This is a genomic window from Microbacterium sp. NPDC059771 (assembly GCF_042732495.1).
GTDB classification, from domain to species: Bacteria; Actinomycetota; Actinomycetes; order Actinomycetales; family Microbacteriaceae; genus Microbacterium; species Microbacterium sufflavum.
The window spans coordinates 355048-378450 of record NZ_JBHWHK010000001.1 but is presented as its reverse complement, the minus strand read 5'-3'; the positions used below and the strand labels follow the sequence as shown (position 1 = coordinate 378450).

General features: G+C 67.8%; 23 protein-coding genes. 10 read left to right on the top strand and 13 right to left on the bottom strand.

Annotated features, from left to right (window positions below; all coding sequences use genetic code 11):
* Positions 1-19: 19 nt before the first annotated feature.
* Positions 20-469, bottom strand: coding sequence for an iron chaperone (locus ACFV3I_RS01830; protein WP_136036488.1), 450 nt, complete (start codon positions 467-469; stop codon positions 20-22).
* A gap of 137 nt (positions 470-606) precedes the next feature.
* On the opposite strand from ACFV3I_RS01830, the gene ACFV3I_RS01825 reads away from it, so the two are divergent.
* A complete protein-coding gene (locus ACFV3I_RS01825) occupies positions 607-1029 on the top strand; it encodes an NUDIX hydrolase (RefSeq protein WP_136033717.1) in 423 nt (140 codons plus the stop codon).
* Positions 1030-1039: 10 nt separating this feature from the next.
* On the opposite strand, the gene ACFV3I_RS01820 is transcribed toward ACFV3I_RS01825, so the two are convergent.
* Entirely contained in the window at positions 1040-1522 is a 483-nt protein-coding gene (locus ACFV3I_RS01820; protein ID WP_378822237.1) for an aminoacyl-tRNA deacylase, read from the bottom strand.
* On the bottom strand, positions 1519-2016 hold the full coding sequence (locus ACFV3I_RS01815; protein ID WP_136033719.1) for a DNA helicase: 498 nt from the start codon (positions 2014-2016) through the stop codon (positions 1519-1521). Before ACFV3I_RS01815 ends, ACFV3I_RS01820 begins: the two co-directional genes overlap by 4 nt.
* A 146-nt stretch (positions 2017-2162) precedes the next feature.
* On the opposite strand from ACFV3I_RS01815, the gene ACFV3I_RS01810 reads away from it, so the two are divergent.
* Both ACFV3I_RS01810 and ACFV3I_RS01805 read left to right on the top strand, forming a co-directional pair.
* Positions 2163-2720: a peptidylprolyl isomerase gene (locus ACFV3I_RS01810; protein WP_136033721.1), complete on the top strand. Its 558-nt coding sequence runs from the start codon at positions 2163-2165 to the stop codon at positions 2718-2720.
* A 21-nt stretch (positions 2721-2741) separates the two neighbouring features.
* Positions 2742-3632 carry a rhomboid family intramembrane serine protease gene (locus ACFV3I_RS01805; protein WP_136036486.1) on the top strand — a complete coding sequence of 297 codons (891 nt, stop codon included), beginning with the start codon at positions 2742-2744 and terminating at the stop codon, positions 3630-3632.
* 158 nt (positions 3633-3790) lie between these two features.
* Here ACFV3I_RS01805 and ACFV3I_RS01800 read toward each other — a convergent pair whose 3' ends face one another.
* From ACFV3I_RS01800 to ACFV3I_RS01790, 3 genes are read right to left on the bottom strand one after another with little or no spacing between them, the layout of a single operon-like run.
* A complete protein-coding gene (locus tag ACFV3I_RS01800) occupies positions 3791-4720 on the bottom strand; it encodes a DUF4097 family beta strand repeat-containing protein (RefSeq protein WP_247638039.1) in 930 nt (309 codons plus the stop codon).
* Positions 4717-5406 carry a response regulator transcription factor gene (locus ACFV3I_RS01795; protein WP_136033727.1) on the bottom strand — a complete coding sequence of 230 codons (690 nt, stop codon included), beginning with the start codon at positions 5404-5406 and terminating at the stop codon, positions 4717-4719. Before ACFV3I_RS01795 ends, ACFV3I_RS01800 begins: the two co-directional genes overlap by 4 nt.
* Positions 5394-6659 carry a histidine kinase gene (locus ACFV3I_RS01790; protein ID WP_136036485.1) on the bottom strand — a complete coding sequence of 422 codons (1266 nt, stop codon included), beginning with the start codon at positions 6657-6659 and terminating at the stop codon, positions 5394-5396. The genes ACFV3I_RS01795 and ACFV3I_RS01790 overlap by 13 nt, the downstream gene beginning before the upstream one ends.
* A 117-nt stretch (positions 6660-6776) precedes the next feature.
* Between ACFV3I_RS01790 and ACFV3I_RS01785 the strand changes: the two genes are divergently transcribed.
* Entirely contained in the window at positions 6777-7487 is a 711-nt protein-coding gene (locus tag ACFV3I_RS01785) for a VIT family protein (protein WP_136036484.1), read from the top strand.
* A gap of 65 nt (positions 7488-7552) precedes the next feature.
* Here ACFV3I_RS01785 and ACFV3I_RS01780 read toward each other — a convergent pair whose 3' ends face one another.
* The 7 genes from ACFV3I_RS01780 to dnaA form a co-directional block, all read right to left on the bottom strand.
* Positions 7553-7957 (bottom strand): DUF3566 domain-containing protein, encoded by a 405-nt coding sequence (locus ACFV3I_RS01780; protein WP_136033734.1) that lies wholly within the window; start codon positions 7955-7957, stop codon positions 7553-7555.
* Positions 7954-10512, bottom strand: a complete 2559-nt coding sequence (gyrA, locus tag ACFV3I_RS01775) for a DNA gyrase subunit A (protein ID WP_136033736.1) — start codon at positions 10510-10512, stop codon at positions 7954-7956. Before gyrA ends, ACFV3I_RS01780 begins: the two co-directional genes overlap by 4 nt.
* Positions 10513-10563: 51 nt before the next feature.
* On the bottom strand, positions 10564-12645 hold the full coding sequence (gene gyrB, locus ACFV3I_RS01770; protein ID WP_247638037.1) for a DNA topoisomerase (ATP-hydrolyzing) subunit B: 2082 nt from the start codon (positions 12643-12645) through the stop codon (positions 10564-10566).
* A 118-nt stretch (positions 12646-12763) separates the two neighbouring features.
* Positions 12764-13267, bottom strand: coding sequence for a DUF721 domain-containing protein (locus ACFV3I_RS01765; protein ID WP_136033739.1), 504 nt, complete (start codon positions 13265-13267; stop codon positions 12764-12766).
* Positions 13260-14453, bottom strand: coding sequence for a DNA replication/repair protein RecF (gene recF / locus ACFV3I_RS01760; RefSeq protein ID WP_136033741.1), 1194 nt, complete (start codon positions 14451-14453; stop codon positions 13260-13262). Before recF ends, ACFV3I_RS01765 begins: the two co-directional genes overlap by 8 nt.
* 59 nt (positions 14454-14512) lie before the next feature.
* On the bottom strand, positions 14513-15655 hold the full coding sequence (gene dnaN / locus ACFV3I_RS01755) for a DNA polymerase III subunit beta (RefSeq protein WP_136033743.1): 1143 nt from the start codon (positions 15653-15655) through the stop codon (positions 14513-14515).
* A gap of 478 nt (positions 15656-16133) precedes the next feature.
* Positions 16134-17522, bottom strand: a complete 1389-nt coding sequence (gene dnaA, locus ACFV3I_RS01750) for a chromosomal replication initiator protein DnaA (RefSeq protein WP_136033745.1) — start codon at positions 17520-17522, stop codon at positions 16134-16136.
* A 315-nt stretch (positions 17523-17837) separates the two neighbouring features.
* Here dnaA and rpmH point away from each other — a divergent pair, with 315 nt between their 5' ends.
* The 6 genes from rpmH to rsmG are packed head-to-tail and all read left to right on the top strand — an operon-like array spanning position 17838 to position 20906.
* Positions 17838-17975, top strand: a complete 138-nt coding sequence (gene rpmH, locus ACFV3I_RS01745; RefSeq protein WP_022879826.1) for a 50S ribosomal protein L34 — start codon at positions 17838-17840, stop codon at positions 17973-17975.
* A gap of 6 nt (positions 17976-17981) precedes the next feature.
* On the top strand, positions 17982-18332 hold the full coding sequence (gene rnpA / locus ACFV3I_RS01740) for a ribonuclease P protein component (RefSeq protein WP_136033747.1): 351 nt from the start codon (positions 17982-17984) through the stop codon (positions 18330-18332).
* Positions 18329-18679: a membrane protein insertion efficiency factor YidD gene (gene yidD, locus ACFV3I_RS01735; RefSeq protein ID WP_136033749.1), complete on the top strand. Its 351-nt coding sequence runs from the start codon at positions 18329-18331 to the stop codon at positions 18677-18679. The genes rnpA and yidD overlap by 4 nt, the downstream gene beginning before the upstream one ends.
* A gap of 3 nt (positions 18680-18682) precedes the next feature.
* Entirely contained in the window at positions 18683-19753 is a 1071-nt protein-coding gene (gene yidC, locus ACFV3I_RS01730; RefSeq protein ID WP_136033750.1) for a membrane protein insertase YidC, read from the top strand.
* Positions 19750-20241, top strand: coding sequence for a R3H domain-containing nucleic acid-binding protein (locus ACFV3I_RS01725; RefSeq protein WP_136033753.1), 492 nt, complete (start codon positions 19750-19752; stop codon positions 20239-20241). The genes yidC and ACFV3I_RS01725 overlap by 4 nt, the downstream gene beginning before the upstream one ends.
* Complete coding sequence (gene rsmG, locus ACFV3I_RS01720) at positions 20241-20906, top strand: 16S rRNA (guanine(527)-N(7))-methyltransferase RsmG (protein ID WP_247638036.1); 666 nt, start codon at positions 20241-20243, stop codon at positions 20904-20906. The genes ACFV3I_RS01725 and rsmG overlap by 1 nt, the downstream gene beginning before the upstream one ends.
* Positions 20907-23403 lie beyond the last annotated feature (2497 nt).

Sequence of the window (23403 nt, the reverse complement as noted above, 5' to 3'; positions counted from 1 at the left end):
GTCTCGGGTTCGGAGCGCTTCAGCTGATGGCCTGGCGCAGCCGGTCCGCGAGGAACTCCCGGTCCTTCGGCGTCAGGTCGATCACAGCGTACGCCGTGGGCCACACGGTGCCGTCGTCGAGGTTCGAGATCGGCTCGAACCCGAACGTCCCGTAGCGCACCTTGAACTTGCTCGCGGGCTGGAAGAAGCACAGCACCTTCCCGTCTCGACCCCACGCGGGCATGCCGTAGTACGTGCGCGGCACCAGGTCGGGGGCGACCTCGGAGACCAGGTCGTGCAGCTTCCGCGCCAGCGCCCTGTCGTGCTCGTCGAGCTTGTCGATGGCCTCCGTGATGTCGGCTTCGCCGGCCGCCCTCAGCTCCTCGGGCGACTTCTTGGCACGCGACCGTCGGGTGCGGGCCTCCTTCGCGGCGGCCTGCATGGCCTCGCGCTCCTCGGCGGTGAAGTTCTTCTCGTTGTCGGCGGCCATGGTTTCCGTCCTCTCGGTGTGGCTGATCTCCACAGAATAGGAACGATCCGAGCGCCCTCGCTTCTCGATTCGTGATCGATGTGCGCCGGCCGACACGTGGTCGGAGCGTGGCGTGCCCGGCGGATAGGGTGTGAGCCATGGACCTGCGCGTCGCCGCATACGGGGTCGTCACCGATGAGGGTGGCCGGCTCCTCCTGGCGCGCTGGATCGAGGGGCGTCGCACGGCGTGGACCATGCCGGGCGGCGGGCTCGAGCCGGGCGAGGCCCCGGAGGACGCGGTCCGCCGGGAGTTGCGCGAGGAGACCGGGTACACCGTGCGGGTCGGCGCGCTGCTCGGTATCCATTCGCGGGTGATCCCGGCAGGGCGGCGGGTGCAGAAGGCGGCGGAACCGCTCCACACGCTGCGCATCGTCTACCGCGCCGAGGTCACCGGCGGACGGCTGCGCTTCGAGACCGAGGGCTCGACCGACAGGGCCGAGTGGTTTCCGCTCGCGGCCGTCGCGGGGCTGCAGCGGGTCAAGCTGGTCGACATCGCCATCCGGATGGCGGGACTCGCCTGAGCGCTGGCGGTCAGCGCTCCTCGGGAAGGGAGATGTCGGCGACGGTGGCGCCGTAGGCGGCGATCAGGTCGTCGGCGTCCACGAACAGGCTGTAACCGTGCGCACCCGCTCCCATGGCGATCCGCTGCCCGACGATGGACTCGTCGGCGTACACGGGCCAATCGGTCGTGCTGCCGATCGGGACGATCGTGCCCCGCTCGTACCCTGTGGCCGCGAGGGCGAGCTCGGGTTCGGGCAGTCGCAGCTTGTTGACGCCGACCACGGCACGCAGCTTGGGCCACGAGATCGACCGACCGCCGGGGACCAGGGCGAACAGATAGGTGTCGTCGGAGCGCTTCACCACGAGGGTCTTCACGATGCCGGACGGCGGTATGCCCAGGATCTCCGCGGCCTCATGCAGGCTGCGCGCCTGCGGCCGCTCGCGGATCTCGATGTCGAGTCCGCGGGCGGCCGCAGCATCCCGCACCCGCGCGTGCGGGTCGGGGGTGGTCACGCGTCGGGAGCCGACAGCGGGTCGTCGGCGACCCAGAGCTCGTCGTCGGCGCGGAGGGCCTGCCAGGCGGCGTAGAGCACTCCGACGGCCGCAGCCGCACCCAGCACGATCGCGATGACCGAGCCGAGGCCGGGGCCCTTCTTCGGAGCGACGGCCTTGCGGGCCTTGTATTCGATGCCCTGACGCTTCGCGTTGGCGACGTCCCACGCGGTGAGCGCGGTGCCGACGACGCCGCCGACGATCGGCACGACCTTGTCGTCGACGACGTGCCTGCCGACCTTCACGCCGCGGTCGACCACGGGGGCGACACGACGGTTGTAGGTGTCCTGGACGGCGGGGACGAGCTGTTCCCGATTGAAGTTGCCGAGCTGACGGCCGGCCTCTCGGGCGACGTCGGCGGCGTGGCCGACGAGCACCTGCTGGTCCTCCCACAGCTGGTTGGCGTCCTTCTGAAGACGACGAAGCTGCTTCTTCCGCTTGCGGCTGAGGCTCACGATGCTCTCCTGTCCATTGGAGTACGGGTTCCCCATCTTGCCACGACACCCTGGATGGGGGGAGGGAATCGCCCGCCCCTTGCATCATCCGCCGAGGGGATGTACAGACCCGGGCCACTCATCGGAAGCTCTGCGAGAATGAGGGCATGGTTCATGCTTCCCACGTCGCAACTCTGCACACCAACCACGGTGACATCGTCATCAACCTCTTCGGCGACCACGCTCCCAAGACGGTCAAGAACTTCGTCGGCCTGGCCGACGGCACCCAGGAGTGGACGCACCCCGCCACCGGCAAGCCGGGCGAGGGTCCTCTCTACAAGGACGTCATCTTCCACCGCATCATCCCCAACTTCATGATCCAGGGCGGCGACCCGCTCGGTCAGGGTGTGGGCGGCCCCGGCTACAACTTCGATGACGAGATCAACGGGGAGCTCGACTTCAACGAGCCCTACATCCTCGCGATGGCCAACGCCGGCCTGCGCCGCAACGCCATCACCGGCAAGGTCGAGGGCACGAACGGCTCGCAGTTCTTCATCACGACCGACCCGACCCCGTGGCTGCAGGGCAAGCACACCATCTTCGGCGCCGTCGCCGACGACGCCTCGAAGAAGGTCGTCGACGCCATCGCCGCCGTGCCCACCGCGGCCGGCGACCGCCCGGTCGAGCCGGTCGTGCTGCAGTCGATCGACATCGTCGCCGCCTGACGGAAGCCACGGCCGATCCGGATGTCGACGCCCGAGTTCACGAGTAATCGCGACAACTTCTGCTACCGGCATCCGGATCGGCAGAGCTTCGTGCTCTGCCAGCGGTGTCTGCGCACCATCTGCCCCGAGTGTCAGACCCAGGCCGCCGTCGGCGTGATCTGCCCGGAGTGCATGGCGGCCGAGCGCAAGAACCGCACTCCCGCCCAGAAGAAGGCCGCCCGACGCTGGGGGAACCGCGGCGGTGCTCTGGCGATGACCCGCGGCGGCAAGCCCGTCGTCACCTACGTGCTGCTGGCGATCACGTCGTTCATCGGCCTCGTGCAGCTCATCCCCGGGCTCAACCAGCCGATCACACAGGCGCTGGGCTTCTACGCACCGTTCCTCTACCCCAACCTGTTCGCGGTGCCGTTCGAGCCGTGGCGACTGCTGACGGTGCTGTTCGTGCACGGCGGCTTCGTGCACCTCGCGCTCAACATGCTGGCGCTGTGGATGCTCGGCCAGAGCCTCGAACCCATGCTGGGGCGGGCGCGCTACCTGGCGCTGTACCTGATCAGCGGACTGGGTGGATCGGTCATGGTCGCGATCCTCGCGCCGGGCTCATGGACGGTCGGAGCATCGGGCGCCATCTTCGGTCTCCTCGCGTCGCTGTTTATCATCGGCCGCCACATCGGGGCGAACGTGACCGGGATCCTCGTCATCCTCGCGATCAACTTCGCCTTCGGGTTCTTCGCCGGGGGGATCTCCTGGCAGGCGCATCTGGGCGGGGCGATCGTGGGCGCGATCGTGGCCTTCATCTATACGCGCACGAAACGCCGTGAGCAGCGCGTGTGGCAGATCGTTTTCCTCTCGGCCCTGGTGGTTCTCCTGCTCGTGATCGTGGCGTTCGTTCCGCCGCTGCTCCTTTTGGCCTGATCCCGAGTTGTTAACAGAGTTGTTAACGCCTGTGAATAACATCGGTGTAATTCTCCCCATGCTGTGGAGAGAACTGTGGATAACTTCGCCGACGCCGTGAGCGACGGCGCCGAGGGGCCGGCACTCTCCGAGTACCGGCCCCTCCGTGCTCCCGCGTCTCAGCGCCCGGGTCGGATCGTCACGTTCCCCGCTGCGAGAGAGACGTCGATCGTGTGTCGCGCGTTCGACCCCTGATCGACGGTGGCATCGAGCGAGCCGGCGCTCACGTCCTGGGTGAGGCTGTACTCCACGTCGGGCAGCGTGAGGTCGACCGATCCCGCGCTCGCATCGACCGATGTGCGCGCGGGCGCCGAGCCCGTGAGCTCCACCGTGAGATCGCCCGCCGAGATGCCCAGGTCGGCCTCGGCCACCGAGTCCAGCACGATGTCGGCGCGCCCGGCGTTCATCTGCACGTCGAGCGTCTCCGCCGCGCCCTCGACGTCGAGCGACCCCGCGTTCACGTCGAGCTCGAGGTCACCGAAGTCACCCGTCACATCCAGGCTGCCCGCGTTGAGCGTGAGGTTCGCATCCAGACCGGCGTCGCGCAGGCTCTCGGGCAACGTCAGCACCGCGACCTCCTCGTCGCCGAACCAGTTGCCGAACCACCAGCCGAACACACCCCGCGGGCTCTTCACGACGAGTTCGTCGCCCTCCCGCTCGAACGTCCAGGCCTGCCCGCGGCCGTTCGTGACCGCCAGTTCGGCGTCGTCCACGTCACCGAACTCCACCCGCACGCTGCTCGCGTCGGCATCGAGGTCGACGCCGTCGATGCCGTCCACGCCGACGGTCTGGACCGAGTCGGGTCGGCTCGATGACATCACGGAGCCCGCGGCTGCGGCCGCCGCCGTGCCTCCGGCGCCGAGCAGGGCGAGGCCGCCCACCACGGCGGTGATCACGAGGATCGCCGTGGCGCCCGAGGAACGTCGGGGCTCGGTACCGGAGCCGCCCGGCACCATCGGTGCGGGCTCGGCCGGGGCGTGAGGTGCCGTCGCAGGGGGAGGGGTGAGCGGCGTGTGGCCGCCCTGGGGGCCCTGATCTTCGGTGGTCATCGTGCCATTCCTGTCTGTCCGGTCGGCGGCGTGGGGCCGCCCGTGTTCTCGATGTGTGCCAGGGCCGCCAGCACGCGACGGTTTCCCGACTCGTCCTGCTCGAACCCCAGCTTCTGGAAGATGGAGGTGATGTGCTTCTCGACACTCGCCTCGGAGACGAACAGCAGTCCGGCGATCGCTTGGTTCGACTTGCCCTCCGCGATCAGTGCCAGCACGGTGCGCTCACGTTCCGTGAGGCGCAGCATCCGGTCGTCGCGGTTGCGTCGCGTGAGCAGCTGCGCCACGACCTCCGGGTCGAGCACGGTCGCTCCGTCGGCGATCCGCTGCACGGACTCGATGAACTCCGCGACGTCGGCGACCCGGTCCTTCAGCAGGTAACCCAGGGGCCCTCCCTGCGCCGCGATCAGGTCAGACGCGTAGCGCTCCTCCACGTACTGCGACAGCACGAGGATCGGAAGGGACGGATGCGTCGCCCGCAGCGCCAGCGCCGCACGGATCCCCTCGTCGGTGAACGTCGGAGGAAGCCGCACGTCCAGGATGCAGAGCTCCGGGTCGGCGGATGCCACGGCCTCCGCCACACCGTCGGTGTCGGTGAGCGCGGCCACCACCTGATGACCCGCGTCTTCCAGCAGACGCACGAGCCCCTCCCGCAGCAGGACCGAGTCCTCGCAGATCAGGATGCGCATGGCACGTTCACCTCCAGGCTGGTCGGACCACCGAGCGGGCTGTCCAGGCGGAACGTTCCGCCGGCGGCGAGGATCCGGTTCGCGATGCCGTCGAGGCCGCCGCCGGGGAGCACCTGCGCGCCGCCCATGCCGTTGTCCTCCACGCGGGCCCACAGCACGTTGCCCTCGCGCAGTCGCACCGTGACCCGGGCCTCGCTCGCGCGAGAGTGCTTGGCGGCGTTGGTGAGGGATTCCGCGATCGAGAAGTACACCGCGGCCTCGGCCTCACGACTGCACCGCCCGTCCATCCGCACGTCGAGGTGCACGGGGATGTGCGAACGGCCGGCGAGTGCGGACAGCGCCGCGTCCAGCCCGCGGTCGTCGAGGACCGAGGCGTGGATGCCCCGCGCGAGCTGCCGCAGCTCGGTGATCGCCGCCTTCGTCGAGGTGTGCGCCTCCGAGATGAGGTCCTTGGCCGCGTCGGGATCGGTGTCGATCTTCTGCTGGGCCAGGCCCAGGGTCATGCCGACCGAGACGAGACGCGGCTGCACGCCGTCGTGGAGATCCCGCTCGATGCGGGTGCGCTCCACGTCGGCCGCACGCACGGCTCCCTCCCGCTGCGCCGTCGAGGCACGCACCCGCTCCGTGAGCTCGGTCTCCCGACTGCGGGCGACGATCGCCAGGGACAGGGTGCGGTGCAGGAATGCGAGTCCGATGATGCCGGCCGCCGATGCGGCGACGCCCAAGATCCCGATGAGCGGAGCCCAGGCGACGGGGATCCCGGCACCGCCGAAGGGTCCCATGATGCTGTCGGCAGAGGTCAGGGGGGCGAAGGAGATGATGATCGACCACACGAGGCTCCAGGCCAGGCGGAGCACGACCCAGCCCAGCACTGCCGAGATGGCGAAGTTCGCGACGGCACGCCACATGCGTCCGTCGACGGCCTGTCGCCCGAGGGCGCGGAGCCAGCCGGCGAAGCCGGGACGATCGCGCGGCTGCAGTCGCAGGGGCGCGAGCGGGGTGCGGTAGAGACCGGCGACGCGCGCGACCTCGAACCAGCCGAGGCCGTAGAGCGCGTAGACGAGACCGACGAGCAGGACGATGCCGATGCCGGCGACGAACACGAGGCCGATCCCCGTCCCGAGCAGTGCGCCGAGGGTGGCGAAGATCCCGCCACCGAGGACGCCGATGCCCGCCAGATGCAGGACCGTGAGGAAGAGGCGCAGCGGTGGCTTCGCCGGAGCGGCGGCCGGAGGCGCAGGCTGAGTGGTCATGATTCCACGGTACGGGGGAGGGTGCCACGCGGGCACCGAGGCAGCCGGACACTCCGGTTCGGGTTTTCCCTACCCGGGACCGCCCTCGCCACTGTCCTCGTCTGCTTCACTGGTGGCATGACAGCCCACGAGGGAGAACCGCACGGCACCGGAGTGGGTCAGCGCCTCAACTGGCTGCGCGCCGGTGTCCTCGGAGCGAATGACGGGATCGTGTCGGTGGCATCGCTGGTCGTGGGCGTTGCCGGTGCCACCACGGATAACGCCGCGCTCCTCACCGCGGGCGTCGCCGGTCTGGTGGGTGGGGCGATCTCCATGGCTCTGGGCGAGTACGTCTCCGTGAGCAGCCAGCGCGACAGCGAGCGCGCGCTCATCGCCAAGGAGAAGGAAGAGCTGCGCACGATGCCGGAGGCGGAGCTCGCCGAGCTCACCTCCCTGTACCGCGACCGGGGGCTCACGGAGGACACCGCGCGCCGTGTGGCCGAGGAGCTCACCGCGCACGACGCTCTGTCGGCACACCTCGAGGTGGAGCTCGGCATCGATCAGGACGACCTGGTCAACCCGTGGCACGCGGCGCTGTCCTCCGCGATCGCGTTCACGCTCGGCGCGCTGCTCCCCTTGCTGGCGATCCTGCTGCCCCCGCCCGACTGGCGAGTCCCGGTGACCTTCGTCGCGGTGTTGATCGCCCTGGCCGCGACGGGCACGATCTCGGCGAGGATCGGAGGATCCGCGCCGGGCCGAGCGGCACTGCGGCTCGTGATCGGCGGAGCGCTCGCGCTGCTCGCGACGTGGCTGATCGGCACGCTCCTCGGAACGACCGGGGTGGTCTGAGCCGCCGCGCCGTGCACACGACGAAGGGCGGGTGCTGCGGCACCCGCCCTTCGTCGTGACTCGCGTCAGTTCGACATGAAGCCGACGAGCAGGCCGCCCGTCACCTTCACGGCGAGGTTGTAGATGCCGGCGATCACGGCGCCGAGCACCGTGAAGACGATCAGGTTCAGGATCGCCACGACCGCGGCGAAGGCCATCACCTGCGGCAGGCCGACGACCTCGGACAGCACGAACGCGTTGTCCGTGATGCCCTGGAGGAACTCGTCTGCGGTCGACATGATGCCCGTCGCCTGGAGCACCAGGAAGATGAGGAAGAAGGAGACCATCGTGACGACGGCGAGAGCCACGGCTCCCAGGAAGGAGAGCTTCACCGCTGACCAGAAGTCGACGTACACCAGGCGGAGGCGAACCTGTTTGCCACTGGTCTTGCGGGTCGACTTCTTCGCCAGCTTGTCGGCCACTGTGCTCATGCGTCTGTATCCTCGGGTGTCTCTGTCGTCTGGGGGGCCTCGGTGTCGACATCCGCTTCGGCCTCGTCTTCTGCGAGACCGCGCTCACCGTTACGGGCGATGGCGAGGATGCGGTCGGCCTCCGTCGTGCGGGCGAACACCACTCCCATGGTGTCTCGACCCTTCGCGGGGACCTCGGCCACGGCAGAGCGTACCACCTTGCCGCTGGACAGAACCACCAAGACCTCGTCGTCCTCCGCGACGATCAGACCACCCGCGAGAGTGCCCCGATCGTCGTTCAGTTTCGCGACCTTGATGCCCGTTCCGCCACGGCCCTGGACCCGGTATTCCTCGACCGCCGTGCGTTTCGCGTACCCGCCGTCGGTGACCACGAAGACGAACTTCCCGGCGGCCGCGACCGAGGCGGACAGCAGGCAGTCGCCGTCGATCTTGAACTTCATGCCGCGCACACCGGCGGTCGCGCGACCCATGGGGCGCAGTGCCTCGTCGGTCGCCTCGAACCGCACCGACATGCCACGGCGGCTGATGAGGAGGATGTCGTCCTCGGCGTTGACGAGCAGCGCGCTGACGAGCTCGTCCTCCTCGTTGAGTCGGATCGCGATCACGCCGCCCTGACGGTTCGTGTCGTACGCGTCGAGTCGGGTCTTCTTCACCAGACCGTCGCGGGTCGCGAGGACGAGGTAGTCGGCGACCTCATAGTCGCGGATGTCGAGCACCTGGGCGATGCTCTCGTCGGGCTGCAGGGCGAGCAGGTTGGCGACGTGGGTGCCCTTCGCGTCGCGACCGGCCTCCGGCACCTCATACGTCTTGGCGCGGTAGACGCGGCCCTTGTCCGTGAAGAACAGCAGCCAGTGGTGCGTGGTGGTGACGAAGAAGTGCTCCACGATGTCGTCGGCGCGGAGCTGAGCGCCCTTGACGCCCTTGCCACCGCGGTGCTGCGAGCGGTAGTTGTCGCTGCGCGTGCGCTTGATGTAGCCCTCGCGCGTGACGGTGACGACCATCTCCTCTTCGGCGATGAGGTCTTCCATGGAGACGTCGCCGTCGAAACCGTGCAGGATGTGCGTGCGACGCTCGTCGCCGAAGCGGTCGACGATCGCGGTGAGCTCCTCGCGGATGATCGTGCGCTGCCGGCCCTCGTCGGCGAGGATCGCCTTGTACTCGGTTATCTGCGCCTCGAGCTCGGTGGCCTGGTCGATGATCTTCTGGCGCTCGAGGGCCGCGAGGCGACGCAGCTGCATCTGCAGGATCGCATCGGCCTGGATCTCGTCGATGTCGAGGAGCTTCTGCAGGCCCTCGTTCGCGTCGGCCGTGGTCTGCGATCGGCGGATGAGCGCGATCACCTCGTCGAGGGCATCGAGCGCCTTCAGGTAGCCGCGCAGGATGTGCATGCGCTTCTCGGCCTCGTTGAGGCGGAACTGGGTGCGCCGCACGATCACGTCGATCTGGTGCGCGATCCAGTTGGTGACGAAGCCGTCGATCGCGAGCGTGCGCGGAACACCGTCGACGATCGCGAGCATGTTCGCGCCGAAGTTCTCCTGCAGCTGCGTGTGCTTGTACAGGTTGTTGAGCACGACCTTCGCGACCGCGTCACGCTTGAGCACGACGACGAGGCGCTGACCGGTGCGGTCGGAGGACTCGTCACGGATGTCCGCGATGCCGGTGATCTTCCCGTCGCGCGCGAGGTCGCCGATCTTCACCGCGACGTTGTCGGGGTTCACCTGATACGGCAGCTCGGTGATCACGAGGCACGTGCGGCCCTGGATCTCCTCGACGTTCACGACCGCGCGCATCGTGATCGAGCCGCGTCCCGTGCGATAGGCCTCGTGGATGCCCTTCGTGCCGAGGATCTGCGCGCCGGTGGGGAAGTCCGGCCCGGGGATCCGCTGGATCAGACCGTCGAGCAGCTCCTCGCGGGAGATGTCCGGGTTGTCGAGGGCCCACAGCGCCGCGTCCGACACCTCGCGCAGGTTGTGCGGCGGGATGTTCGTGGCCATGCCGACCGCGATGCCGACCGAACCGTTGACGAGCAGGTTCGGGAACCGGGCCGGCAGGACCGTCGGCTCCTGCGTCTGTCCGTCGTAGTTGTCGGTGAAGTCGACGGTCTCCTCTTCGATGTCGCGCACCATCTCGAGCGCGAGCGGAGCCATCTTCGTCTCGGTGTATCGGGGCGCCGCCGCGCCCATGTTGCCGGGGGAGCCGAAGTTCCCCTGGCCGAGCGCGAGCGGGTACCGCAGCGACCACGGCTGCACCAGGCGCACGAGAGCGTCGTAGATCGCGGAGTCACCGTGCGGGTGGTACTGCCCCATGACCTCGCCGACCACGCGGGCACACTTCGAGAACGACTTGTCCGGGCGGAATCCGCCGTCGTACATGCCGTAGATCACGCGGCGGTGCACGGGCTTGAGGCCGTCACGCACGTCGGGGAGCGCGCGCCCGACGATCACGGCCATCGCGTAGTCGAGGTAGCTGCGCTGCATCTCCGACTGCAGGTCGACCTGGTCGATCTTGCCGTGGTCGTGGCCCTCGTTGATGTCGGGACGTTCTTCGTCAGTCATGTGTTCTCTTCAATTTCCGGTCGTTGAGCGAGCGAGGAGGCGAGCTCGCGCTCAGATGTCGAGGAAGCGGACGTCCTTGGCGTTGCGCTGGATGAAGCTGCGTCGCGACTCGACGTCCTCACCCATCAGCACGCTGAAGATCTCGTCGGCGGCCGCGGCGTCTTCGATGGTCACCTGACGCAGGGTGCGCGTGGTGTGGTCCATCGTGGTCTCCCACAGCTCCTTGGCGTTCATCTCGCCGAGACCCTTGTACCGCTGGATGCCGGCGTCCTTCGGGATGCGCTTGCCGTTGTCGAGCCCGTACTTCAGGAGAGCGTCGCGCTCGGCGTCGCTGAACACGTACTCGTGCGGGGCGTTCGACCACTTGAGGCGGTAGAGCGGCGGCATCGCGAGGTACACGAAGCCGGCCTCGATGAGCCCGCGCATGTAGCGGAACAGCAGCGTGAGCAGCAGCGTGGTGATGTGCTGACCGTCGACGTCGGCGTCGGCCATGAGCACGATCTTGTGGTACCGCGCCTTCTCGATGTCGAACTCCTCGCCGATGCCCGTGCCGAAGGCCTGGATCATCGCCTGGACTTCCTTGTTGCCGAGCGCCTTGTCGAGGCGCGCACGCTCGACGTTGAGGATCTTGCCGCGCAGCGCGAGGATCGCCTGCGTGTGCGGATCGCGGCCCTGCACGGCCGAGCCGCCGGCCGAGTCACCCTCCACGAGGAAGATCTCGCTGATCGACGGGTCCTTGCTCGTGCAGTCCTTGAGCTTGTCGGGCATGGCCGCAGACTCGAACACGCTCTTGCGGCGCGCGGTCTCGCGGGCCTTGCGGGCGGCGAGTCGGGCGGTCGCGGCGTCGATGGCCTTGCGGATCACGTTCTTCGCCTGGTTCGGGTTGCGCTCGAACCAGTCGCCGAGCTGGTCGCCGACGACCTTCTGCACGAAGGCCTTCGCCTCCGTGTTGCCGAGCTTGGTCTTGGTCTGGCCCTCGAACTGCGGCTCCCCGAGCTTGATGGAGATCACGGCCGTGAGGCCCTCGCGCACGTCGTCGCCGGAGAGGTTGTCGTCCTTCTCCTTGAGCAGGTTGTTGGCGCGGGCGTAGCGGTTGACCAGCGTGGTCAGTGCCGCGCGGAACCCCTCCTCGTGCGTGCCGCCCTCGTGGGTGTTGATCGTGTTCGCGTAGGTGAAGACGTTCTCGGTGTACGACGTGGTCCACTGCATCGCGACCTCGAGTGAGATCTTGCGCGCGGTGTCCTCCGATTCGAAGGCGATGATCTCGTCGTTCACGACCTCGGCCTTGCGCACCTTGTTGAGGTACTCGACGTAGTCGACGAGGCCGCGCTCGTAGAAGAACACATCGGACGGCTGCTTCGTGACGGCCTGCCCGTCCTCCTCCGTCTCGTACGCGGAGTCCGGACGCTCGTCGGCGAGCTCGATCCGCAGTCCCTTGTTGAGGAAGGCCATCTGCTGGAAGCGCGTACGGAGCGTGTCGTAGTCGAACTCGACCGTCTCCTGGAAGATTTCCGCGTCCGGCCAGAAGGTGATGCTGGTGCCGGTCTCGTCGGTCGCGGCACCCTTCTCCAGCTTCTGCTGGGGGACACCGCCGTTCGCGAAGCTGTGGTTCCAGACGAAGCCCTTCTGCTTCACCTCGACGTCGAAGCGCGTGGAGAGCGCGTTCACCACCGACGAGCCGACGCCGTGCAGACCGCCGGAGACCGCGTACGCGCCGCCGCCGAACTTGCCACCGGCGTGGAGGATCGTGAGCACGACCTCGACCGTCGACTTCGACGGGTCGGACGAGTGCGGGTCCACGGGGATGCCGCGGCCGTTGTCGACGACGCGGACGCCCCCGTCGGCCAGCAGGGTCACCAGGATCGTGTCCGCGTAGCCGGCGAGGGCCTCGTCGACCGAGTTGTCGACGATCTCGTAGACCAGGTGGTGCAGACCCCGCGGTCCCGTCGATCCGATGTACATGCCGGGGCGCTTGCGGACGGCCTCGAGGCCTTCGAGGATCTGGATCGAGTCGGCGCCGTACTCTCCCGGCTGCTGCTTCGGGCGGTTGGCGGACGACTCGGTGGTTCCCTCGGGTGCGGGGGTTCCCCCGGTGTTCGATTCCGTCTCGTCAGCAGGGGATTCAGGCGTCATCAGAGGGCATTCTCCAGATCGATAGCTCGAACTCCCATTCTAGCCGGGTTTCGAGTCGATATGCCGCTCAACGGCCGCGTGTGGCCCTCTGAGCGTGTCAGACCCCTTGCATGGTGCCCTACCCGTAGGTATCGCGCGGGCCCCGTCCTGGAACGACTCTGGGACCCCATTTCCAGGAGGGGACGTCCGGTCCGATGAAGCGGAGGTTCTCGACGCCCGCTTCCGGATACCGTCTCCCGATCTCCGTCAGGATCGTCGCGCGCATGAACTGCAGGTTCTTCGCCCACGCGGTCGAGTCGCACTTCACCGTCAGCAGTCCACGCTCCAGCGACACCGGCTCGGAGTGCTTCGCGGTGTCGGCGCCGGCCAGGTCGGCCCATTGCCGGACGAGGTCCTCCCTGGCGAGCGTGGTCTCCCACCCCGCGTCGCGGCTGAGCCGGTCGAGCACATCGCCGAGCGTTCCGGGGTCGCGGCCCGGTGTGAAGGGGGCGTTGTCGTCGTCGACCGTGATCCGACGCTTGCGCTTCCAGTTCTTCGCACTCGGCGTCAGACCGCGCAGACGCAGGTAGGTGGCGACAGTCTCAGGAGCTTCGATCACGGCGTCGGCGGCCACGTCACTCATCCGGTGCCTCCCGCTCGTCGGTGATGGTGCCCGCCGTGATCCGCACCACGTGTGCGTGCAGCACCTCGGGGATATCCTCCTCCACGGCCGCGGTGACGACCACCTGTTCGTAGCCCGCGGTGAGGGACGCGAGGCGCTGGCGTCGATCCGCGTCGAGCTCGGCGAACACGTCGTCGAGGATCAGGACCGGATCACCCGCGGGTGACTCGCTGCGCAGCAGTTCGGCCGAGGCGAGCCTCAGCGCGAGGGCCACCGACCAGGATTCCCCGTGCGAGGCGTACCCCTTGACCGGGAGGTCCCGCACGCGCAGCACAAGGTCGTCGCGGTGCGGACCCGACAGCGTGAGCCCGCGGTCGAGCTCCTGGGTTCGCTTCGCGGTCAGGGACGCGCGGAACAGCTCGGCCGTGCGAGCGACGTCGATGCGCTGCTCGGCCGCGGCCGACGACACCTCCTGCTCCTCGGCGTCGGCATCGTCCTCCGGATCGGCACCGGCCACGGACAGCGCCCACTCCAACCGGGGCCGGTGGTCGGCGCCGGCGATCGCAGCGTAGGCCTCGGCCACGGGCTGCTGCAGATCCGCGGCGAGACGCTGGCGCGCGGTGATGATCTCGGCGCCGAGCGCGACCAGCTTGTCATCCCACACGTCGAGCGTGCTCAAGCCCTCGCCGCGGACGCCCCGCGCCCTGGCTGACTTCAACAGGGCGTTGCGCTGCTTGAGCACGCGGTCGTAGTCGCCGAGCACCGCAGCCATCCGGGGGGTGCGCTGGATCAGCAGCTGATCGACGAACCGTCGTCTGGCTGACGGATCACCACGGACGATCTGCAGGTCTTCCGGCGCGAAGAGGACGACGTGGGCGTAGCGTGGCAGCTCGTTCGCCTTCGATGGCGAGCCGTTGATGCGGGCTTTGTTGGATCCCTGCCGGTTCACCTGCACCTCGACCAGCACACGCCGTTCGCCATGGGACAGCCGCGCGCGGATGACCGCGAAGTCCTGTCCGTCTCGCACCAGCGGCGCATCCGACGACACCCGGTGCGAGCCGAGCGTGGCCAGGAAGACGACGGCCTCCGCGAGGTTCGTCTTGCCCTGTCCGTTCCGTCCGACGAGGACGTTGGGGCCGCGATGAAGAGCCAGATCAGCGGTCGCGTAATTGCGGAAATCGACCAGGTTCAGGTGCTCCACAATCACGGAGCCAGCCTACCTTTCGGGTCGGACATCCTCCCCGCCGCCGGGGCGACGCGACGCGCTCAGCGCAGGAGCAGGTTCGGCTGCAGCAGGTACTTGAACGAGTCCAGGCCCGCCTGATCCACCGACGTCTGGCTGGTGATCAGGACCGGGCTCAGCTTGTTGGCGTTGTCGCTCGACGTGAAGGTGACCCGCACGAACTCGCTCTTCACCGCGCCGAGCGCCTCGATCAGGTACTGCGGGTTGAGGCCGAGCGTGACCTCGTCACCGCCGGACAGGATGGCGTCGACCGATTCGGACGCGCGTGCGTGCTCGCTGCCGGACGCATCCATCGTGACGCCGTCGGCCGAGAAGGTGAAGCGCAGCGGGGCGGCGCGGTCGAGCACCAGGGACACGCGGCGGACGGCCTCGATCAGGTCGGCGGTGTTCACGACCGCGTAGTGATCCGTCTGCTCGGGGAACAGACGACGCACCGGCGGGAAGTTGCCCTTGATGAGCAGCGAGGTGACGGTCTTGTTGCCCGCGGTGAACGCGATGATCTCGCGGTCGCCCGCGCCGGAGAACGCGATCTGGATCGTGCCGGCGTGCCCGAACGTCTTCCCGACCTCGAGCAGGGTGCGGGCCGGGACCAGCGCGGTGGCCTCGACGGCTTCTCCGTCCCACGGCACATCGCGCAGCGAGACCCGGTAGCGGTCGGTGGCCACGAGGCTGAGCGTCTGGCCGGTCACCTCGAGCTGCACGCCGGTGAGGACCGGCGTGACGTCGTCACGCGAGGCCGCGAAGCCGACCTGGGCGATCGCGGTGCCGAAGTCATCGGCGGGGACGACACCGGAGCTGCCGGAGACCTCGGGGATCGAGGGGTATTCCTCGACCGGCATGGCCGCGAGCGTGAATCGCGCAGAGCCGCAGGTGACCGCGATGCCCCCGTCGTCCTCGACGGCGATCTCGATCGGTGCGTTCGGCAGACGACTCGCGATGTCGGACAGGAGTCGGCCGTGCACCAGGATCGTCCCCGGGGTCTCGACCGTGGCCTCGATGGTCGTCCTGGCGGATGCCTCGTAGTCGAAGGCCGAAAGGGTGAGCCCTGAACCGTCTGCCTCGATCAGCACACCGGCCAGGATCGGCTGCGGGTTGCGCTGGGGGAGGAGCTTGACGACGAAGGACACAGCCTCGCTGAAGACATCGCGGTTGACCTGAAACCTCACGGGTGCTCCCTTGTCGTCGTCATGACGGGTCGTCGTCGGGTCCTGCCAGTGCAGGGCTTCCCATGCTAGCCCTACAGTCCCGCGGATCCCTACGCCGGAGCACCGGCGACGCACCTGTCGGGTTGTCCCCACCGTCTGGTGATCGGATCGCCCCTTGAATGACTTAACTCCTTAACGGTGTTAACCGCTGTGGATACTGTGGATAAGTCGGTGGAAAGCAGACGCGAGTAGGGAACTACACGACTGTCACTTGTGGAGACGCTGAGGAATCCGCGGGTTATCGAGGATGTGGAGACTCGAGGGCTCGTGACGGTTATCCACAGGTTTCCCCACTCGGCCCACATCCTGAGCGCCGCGATCCCGAATCATCCACAAGTTATCCACATGTGCATAGACGCATTTATCGGAGACGTCCGGCCGTTGTCAAGAACGACGAAGGGCGCCGTCCTCGACGGACGACGCCCTTCCTCCGGTTCCGTCAGCGACGGCCGAGTTGCGTGGTGATCTCCGTGACCTGGTTGTAGATCGAGCGGCGCTCCTTCATGAGCTCGCTGATCTTCTTGTACGCATACATGACCGTGGTGTGATCCCGGTTGCCGAACAGCTGCCCGATCTTCGGCAGAGAGAGGCTCGTGCGCTCACGGCACAGATACATGGCGATCTGCCGGGCGGTCGCGATCTGCTGCGACCGGCTGGAGCCATAGAGGTCGTCGACCGTGAGCTTGAAGTACTGGGCGGTCGCCGTGATGATGTCGGTCGGCGAGATGATGTTGTCTTCCGCCGTGTCGATGATGTCGCGAAGCACGGTCTGCGCCAGCGAGATGTCGAGCGCGGAACGGTTGAGGCTGGCGAACGCCGAGACGCGGATCAGCGCACCCTCGAGCTCACGGATGTTGGACGACACCACGGTGGCGATGTACTCCAGCACCTCGTCGGGGATGTGGAGCGCCTCGCTCTGCGCCTTCTTGCGCAGGATCGCGATACGGGTCTCGAGGTCGGGCGCCTGGACGTCGGTGATCAGTCCCCACTCGAAGCGGCTGCGCATGCGATCTTCGAAACCGGTCAGGTGCTTCGGTGCCACGTCGCTCGTGATCACGACCTGCTTGTTGTGGTCGTGCAGCGTGTTGAACGTGTGGAAGAACGCCTCCTGCGTCTCGGCACGGCCCTGGAGGAACTGGATGTCGTCGATCAGGAGGATGTCGACATCGCGGTACCGGGCCTGGAAGGCGGCACCCCGGTTGTTCGCGATCGAGTTGATGAAATCGTTCGTGAACTCCTCGCTGGACACGTAGCGCACCTTCACGCCGGCGTAGAGGGACTGGGCGTAGTCGCCGATCGCGTGAAGGAGGTGGGTCTTGCCGAGCCCGGAGTCGCCGTAGATGAACAGAGGGTTGTATGCCTTGGCCGGTGCTTCGGCGACGGCGACCGCGGCGGCGTGGGCGAAGCGGTTGGACTGGCCGATGACGAAGTTGTCGAAGGTGTACTTCGGGTTCAGCCGTGACTCGTGGCGCAGCTGCGTCGGCTGCTCCATCGGCGACTCGCGCGGCTGCTCCTGGCGACCGAAGTCGGCGACGGCGATCGGCGCGGTCGGCTGATCGGCCAGTTCGTGGTTCACCACGACCCGGTACGACGTGACCTCGTCGCCGATGTGGGCGAGGGCTTCCATGATCGGCAGCCGGAGACGCTTGTTGATCTGCGCGGCGGTCAGATCGTTCGGCACCTCGAGGTACAGCGTCGCGGCCATCACTCCCGCCGGGACGGCGAGGCTCAGGAACCCCTGCAGCTGAGGAGTGACGCGATCGTCGGCTTCCAGCAGCTCCTGCACCGTGGTCCAGATCGGGACGTCGGGCTGGGCTGGTGAGGACATGGTGCTCCGGACGACGGTTCGGGTCGCGGTCGACGTGCCGTGCCCCTGTGGATAACTTCGGATGCCACGGTAGTCACACCGGCCACGAACGGCAACCTGCCCTTGAAAACACGGGGGCGTGTTGTGCGCATCGGGCGCGTCCGGGTTGTGGATAATGGCTGTGCGGTTCGCGAGAGGACTCGAGCGTCGCAGGGCGCTAATTTGCCCTGTGCGCCGCCAAGACGTACCCTTAGTCGGTTGACTTATGCCTTTTTGGGCAGTTCCCCATGTCTCCGGTCGAAGTGAATCCGGTGGCAGCATTCCCGGAGTGATCTCATGAGCAAGCGCACCTTCCAGCCCAACAACCGTCGTCGCGCCAAGAAGCACGGTTTCCGTGCTCGCATGCGTACCCGCGCCGGCCGTGCCATCCTGTCGGCACGCCGCGCGAAGGGCCGCACCGAGCTCTCTGCGTAAGCAGCCGTGCTCGCCCGCCCGTTCCGTCTGACCCGCGGGAGCGACTACCGGATGGTCGTTCGACGCGGATCGCGTTGTGGCGGGGCGCGCGTCATCACCTCGATCCTGTCGACGGGTGAGCGGCGTGAGCCGCGGTTCGGTTTCATCATCAGCAAGCAGGTGGGCACCGCTGTGGTGCGCAATACCGTGCGTCGGCGTCTGAAAGCCGTCTGCGCGGAGGCGCTCCCGCGTGTTCCTCAGGGCACGGATGTCGTCATCCGTGCCCTTCCTGCATCCTCCGTGGCGTCGTTCGCCGAGCTGCGCACCGACGTCGAGAGGTGCCTGCAGCGTCTGGCTCCGAGCGAGGTCTCCTCATGACCGCGCTTCCCGCCTCGTCGGTCGGGACCGGGGAGATGCGCGGACGCGACATCGTGCGCAGCATCCCGCTGCTCCCGCGGAACGCGGTCATCGCCTTCCTGTCCGGGTACCGCAAGGTCATCTCCCCGCTCTATGGCGATGTCTGTGCGTACTACCCCTCCTGTTCCGCCTACGCTGTAGGTGCGGTGCAGCAGCACGGTGCCGTGCGCGGAGCCCTGCTCTCCGCGTGGCGCATCCTCCGCTGCAATCCCTGGACCAGCGGAGGCGTCGACGACGTCACGCCGCACCAACACTTCCGCTACGACCTGACCTCCCATGGTTTCGTCGTTCCCTCCCGAAAGGACTGACCGGTGGGTCTTGACCTCCTGCTCGCCAGCACCACCCCCAGCCCCGAACCGGCTGCCGGCGGGTTCGACCTGCTCGGCACGATCCTCTGGCCGCTGAAGTGGGTCGTCGAGCTCATCCTGGTCGCCTGGCACTGGCTGCTGACGGCCGTCGGCCTTCCGGCAGCCTCCGGTATCACGTGGGTGCTGTCGATCGTCGGCCTCGTCGTGGTGGTGCGCGCGGCGCTGATCCCGCTCTTCGTGAAGCAGATCAAGAGCCAGCGAAAGATGATGGAAATTGCTCCTGAACTGCGAAAAGTTCAGGAGAAGTATCGCGGGAAGAAGGATCAGCTCTCTCGCGAGGCCATGAGCCGCGAGACGATGGCGCTGTACAAGAAGCACGGCACGACGCCGATGTCGAGCTGCCTGCCGCTCCTCGTGCAGATGCCGATCTTCTTCTCGCTCTACAGCGTGCTGAGCGATGTCAGCAAGCACGCGCGAGACAACATCGGCGGTGTCGGTCTCCTCAGCCCCGAGCTGACGAAGGAGTTCTACGACGCGAAGCTCTTCGGCGTCGCCTCGTTGCACGAGACGCTGGGCAACGCGATCGATGCGCAGAACACGACGGCCATCATCATCCTGGTCACGCTCGTGGTGCTCATGATCGGGTCGCAGTTCTTCACGCAGCTGCAGATCATCTCCAAGAACCTGTCGCCCGAGGCCAAGACCGGCCAGGCGTATCAGATGCAGAAGATCATGCTCTACGTGCTGCCGCTGGGCTTCATCTTCTCGGGCGTCTTCTTCCCGCTCGGCGTCGTCGTGTACTGGTTCATCTCCAACCTGTGGACCATGGGGCAGCAGTTCCTCGTCATCCGTGAGATGCCGACCCCGGGTTCTGAGGCGGCGAAGGCCCGCGAGGAACGCCTGGCGCGCAAGGGCAAGGCCATCGATTCGTCGGGCAAGGTGGTGCCGATGTCGGTGTACGAGGCCGAGCAGCAGCGTCTGCTCGAGGAGGCCGAGAAGGCCAAGGCAGAGGCACCGAAGCGTCAGCAGCCCGTGGGTAAGAAGCGGGCGAAGAAGAAGGGAAGCGGTTCATGAGCGAGGTCGTGACCGGGAGCACGGAGCCGACGGTGGCGCAGCTGGAGCTCGAGGGCGACGTCGCCGCCGACTACCTCGAAGAGCTGCTCGACATCGCCGACATCGACGGCGATCTGAACCTCGATGTGCGTCAGGGCCGCGCCTATGTGTCGGTGGAGGCCGAGGGCGATGGACTGTCCGTGCTCTCTGCACCTGACACGGTCCAGGCGCTGCAGGAGCTCACTCGACTGGCGGTGCAGAACAAGACCGGTTCGTTCTCCCGGCTGATCCTCGATATCGGTGGTTCGCGCGACACCCGGCGTCGGCAGCTCGAAACGCTGGTCGACGCCGCGGCCGCGAAGCTCGACGAGGGGTCGTCGCAGGCGTCGCTTCCCTCGATGTCGAGCTACGAGCGGAAGCTGGTGCACGACATCGCTGCCGACCGCGGCCTCGTCTCCGAGTCGTACGGTGAGGGCGCGGACCGCCACACCGTGTTGCGTCGTCGGTGATGGCGGCGTCGGACTCGTCCACCGAACCCGGCGCACCCGAAACCGGTGTGGTCGAAGCAGAGCCGGCCGTCGCCGCTGAACTCTTCGGCGACCGTATCGACGTCGCGCGACAGTTCACGGCCGCTCTTGCTCGTGAGGGTGAGGAGCGGGGCCTGATCGGACCCCTCGAACTCCCGCGGTTGTGGACCCGTCACATTCTGAACAGCGCGATCGCCGCGCCCCTCTTCCACGGCACCGTGGCGGACATCGGGTCGGGCGCCGGGCTCCCTGGTCTGGTCCTGGCGATCGCGCGACCGGATGTCACCTGGACACTGGTCGAGCCGATGGAACGCCGGATCACCTGGTTGAACGAGCAGGTCGCGGCTCTGGGACTCGACAACGTCACGGTGCTGCGGTCGCGCGCGGAAGACGTGAAGGCGGGCGATGGATTCGACGTCGTGACCGCTCGCGCCGTGAGCGCGCTTCGGACTCTCCTTCCCCTCACAGCTCCGCTGGTCCGTGACGGAGGGGAACTCGCCCTGCTCAAGGGTGCGAACGCGGCGAACGAGATCGAGGCTGCGCAGAAGCAGATCAAGAAGTACCGCCTTTCCGACGTGCGGGTAGAAGTCCTCGGCGAGGGAGTGCTTCCCGAGACGACTCGCGTCGTGCGTGCGCGCGTGCGGTGACGTCGCCGTTTCACGTGAAACATCCGGCCTGACGAGGCGTACTCGGCACGGCTATGCCGCGGAAGTTTCGGCGGTTGCTGGGGGGTGCGGGCTGCATCCGACGTGCGGGAGCGGACGACTCTCGCCGCAGGGGATGACCTGGCGCCGCCGTGTCTTCGTCACGCGCCGAGCGGCGTGTCTGACCGAGCGCGTCCAACACGGACAGCACGGCGACGGTCGGTCCGGTCGGGCGAGCGTGACATCGGCGACTCGCGGTCGCGCGATGCGATGCCTGCGATCGGTCCCGCCCGGTTTGGGGCGAGACCCCACCTGGCCACGTGTCCTCCCCTCGCGGTTAGAACGTGGTGCCCGACATGCGAACACATCCCTGACCGCCGACGGAGCGTCAGCCGTTGGTGAGGGGTGTGACGGCGGCATTCCTAGACACACACGCCCAGCGCAGTTGCACGGCGGATCGACATCGTGTGCGGTGCAGCTGGTGATTGACCGGGCGCGGGCTCGCGAGGTGGGGATGTGGTTGACCGTGCCACCAGCCGGAGGTTGCAGGCCCGCGCCCTTCCGGTGCCCGACGTCCTTACAGGTTCGATGCGCGCCGGCAGCCCGTTTCACGTGAAACATCGAAGTCAGTACCTCAGGCGGAGGCTATGTTTCACGTGAAACACGGCGAGGTCGGGCAGGTGACGGTGGCGTGGCTTGCATCGCGACCGAGTGGTCCTAGTGCGGCCTTCGGTTGAGATCGATGGGCAGCGCGGTGCTGGCGGATTGATGAGCAAATCTGAGGGCATACAGGGGGTGAGTACCGCTGTTCGTGCGCTGCGGACGAACTCCGGGACGGTGGGTCGCAATCGTAGGGAAGGACTGGCCGCGGGTGCCGATGGGGCCTGCGGGGTGGTGCGCATCCTGCTCCCGCGGCGAGTCGTGTGAGAGTTTCCGCGGCCGCGGATTCACTGGGTGTCCCCAGAAGGAGCGGTGTCGGGGGAACGCAGGTTTACGTCAGCGCCCTGTATGTCGGGTGGTGCGGGCCTGACCGCGGTAAGACACTGCAACCGATGATCCGAGCGGATACGACGAGGAGCCCGAGTCCGGGAGTCATCGATGCGGGAGATGGCCATGTTGCGTGAGCTTCATGGTGGTCAGCTCCCGGGAGGGGAGAAGGCTTTGGGGTGGCGGGAGGTCGGATGCGCCGGGCACGGGGCGGTGGTGCGCTTGTAAACACAGCGGAACGGGCGGGGACTCGAGATGTGTGGGCGATCGGTGGCGCAGTCGGTAGGGCGTGAGGGAGTGTGCGGCTGCATACGTCGCGCAGCGTCAGGGACTCCGGTAGTCGGGGCACTACAGATGAGGGAGATGAGGCGCCTCAGAAAGGGGCTGTCACGGGCCGAGGGTCGAGGCGTCCCTGTATCGAACGGGAAGGTCGTACGGGAAGGTCTGATGGGCGCCGGGGGTGACGGCGTCGCGCCGACGAGGGGAAGACGATGGGTGGTTGCACCGCTGGTACTGAGGGTTCGCTGAGCTGGGGTCGACAGTGACCCGTGTGGTGAGGCTTCGATGAGCTGGTGTCCACAGGGCTCCGTGTACTGGGGCTTCGATGAGCCGGGGGTCCACAGTTCCCCGGTTGGGGGTGGGGGAGGGCAGGGACGAGCGCGAGGTGCGGCGGCCGGGTGGGACGACGTGGTGCGGGCGTGCAGGGTCGGGGCATTCCGCGCGTGAGGGTTGCTCAGGTGAAAGGGGTGGGCAGGGCGCGGATGACGATGGAGTCGGGGACGTGTGGGTGCGGTGCGGGGGGTCGTGCGGGGTGTCCTCTGGGTGGGGAGAAGCATGAGAGTCGGTCGGAGAGAACCGCCGGGCTCAGCTGGGGATGTCGTGCGGGCCTTGCTTGCGTGAGGGGTGGGTGCGCGGTGCGGATGACGATGGCGTGGGGGAGTGGAGGGCATGTGGCACGCGGCGGCACGGTGTCGGCGGAGTGCCCAGGTGCGGCGAGGGACATCGGGGCCAGCTGCACGAGCCGTGAGTGCAGGGCATCTGCCCGAATCGGGCCGTTCCGCACCGGAAGCTGTGGGGCGAGGCACGGGGAGACGGGACTGCACGGCCATGAGCGGGCCTGCCGAGTCAGGAGCGGGGGGCTCCGACCGGCTGTCGCGGGCTGGTGGCGAGTCGTCGGTGAGCGCAAGACGCACGAGCGGGCGCGACCGCCGAAGGTGTGGTGTTCATGCGGGGGAGGAGGTGGGCGTGAGGAGGAGGCGGGTCTGGGGAAGAGGCGGGCGTAGGGAGGGGGCGGGCGTAGGGAGGAGGCGGGCGTAGGGAGGGGGCGGGCGTACGGAGGAGGCGGGCGTAGGGAAGAAGCGGCCGCTGGGGAAGAAGCGCGCGTAGGGAGGAGGCGGGCGTAGGGAGGAGGCGGGCGTAGGGAGGGGGCGGGCGTGGGGGAGAAGCGGGCGTGGGGCAGAAGCGGGCGCGGGGGAGAAGCGGGCGCGGGGGAGAAGCGGGCGTGGGGGAGAAG

What these genes read in the sequence shown, in the direction of transcription:
- ACFV3I_RS01830 (WP_136036488.1), bottom strand. Translation starts at nt 469, where the DNA reads ATGGCCGCCGACAACGAGAAGAACTTCACCGCCGAGGAGCGCGAGGCC.
- ACFV3I_RS01825 (WP_136033717.1), top strand. Translation starts at nt 607, where the DNA reads ATGGACCTGCGCGTCGCCGCATACGGGGTCGTCACCGATGAGGGTGGC.
- ACFV3I_RS01810 (WP_136033721.1), top strand. Translation starts at nt 2,163, where the DNA reads ATGGTTCATGCTTCCCACGTCGCAACTCTGCACACCAACCACGGTGAC.
- ACFV3I_RS01805 (WP_136036486.1), top strand. Translation starts at nt 2,742, where the DNA reads ATGTCGACGCCCGAGTTCACGAGTAATCGCGACAACTTCTGCTACCGG.
- ACFV3I_RS01800 (WP_247638039.1), bottom strand. Translation starts at nt 4,720, where the DNA reads ATGACCACCGAAGATCAGGGCCCCCAGGGCGGCCACACGCCGCTCACC.
- ACFV3I_RS01795 (WP_136033727.1), bottom strand. Translation starts at nt 5,406, where the DNA reads ATGCGCATCCTGATCTGCGAGGACTCGGTCCTGCTGCGGGAGGGGCTC.
- ACFV3I_RS01790 (WP_136036485.1), bottom strand. Translation starts at nt 6,659, where the DNA reads ATGACCACTCAGCCTGCGCCTCCGGCCGCCGCTCCGGCGAAGCCACCG.
- ACFV3I_RS01785 (WP_136036484.1), top strand. Translation starts at nt 6,777, where the DNA reads ATGACAGCCCACGAGGGAGAACCGCACGGCACCGGAGTGGGTCAGCGC.
- ACFV3I_RS01780 (WP_136033734.1), bottom strand. Translation starts at nt 7,957, where the DNA reads ATGAGCACAGTGGCCGACAAGCTGGCGAAGAAGTCGACCCGCAAGACC.
- gyrA (WP_136033736.1), bottom strand. Translation starts at nt 10,512, where the DNA reads ATGACTGACGAAGAACGTCCCGACATCAACGAGGGCCACGACCACGGC.
- gyrB (WP_247638037.1), bottom strand. Translation starts at nt 12,645, where the DNA reads ATGACGCCTGAATCCCCTGCTGACGAGACGGAATCGAACACCGGGGGA.
- ACFV3I_RS01765 (WP_136033739.1), bottom strand. Translation starts at nt 13,267, where the DNA reads ATGAGTGACGTGGCCGCCGACGCCGTGATCGAAGCTCCTGAGACTGTC.
- dnaA (WP_136033745.1), bottom strand. Translation starts at nt 17,522, where the DNA reads ATGTCCTCACCAGCCCAGCCCGACGTCCCGATCTGGACCACGGTGCAG.
- rpmH (WP_022879826.1), top strand. Translation starts at nt 17,838, where the DNA reads ATGAGCAAGCGCACCTTCCAGCCCAACAACCGTCGTCGCGCCAAGAAG.
- yidD (WP_136033749.1), top strand. Translation starts at nt 18,329, where the DNA reads ATGACCGCGCTTCCCGCCTCGTCGGTCGGGACCGGGGAGATGCGCGGA.
- ACFV3I_RS01725 (WP_136033753.1), top strand. Translation starts at nt 19,750, where the DNA reads ATGAGCGAGGTCGTGACCGGGAGCACGGAGCCGACGGTGGCGCAGCTG.
- rsmG (WP_247638036.1), top strand. Translation starts at nt 20,241, where the DNA reads ATGGCGGCGTCGGACTCGTCCACCGAACCCGGCGCACCCGAAACCGGT.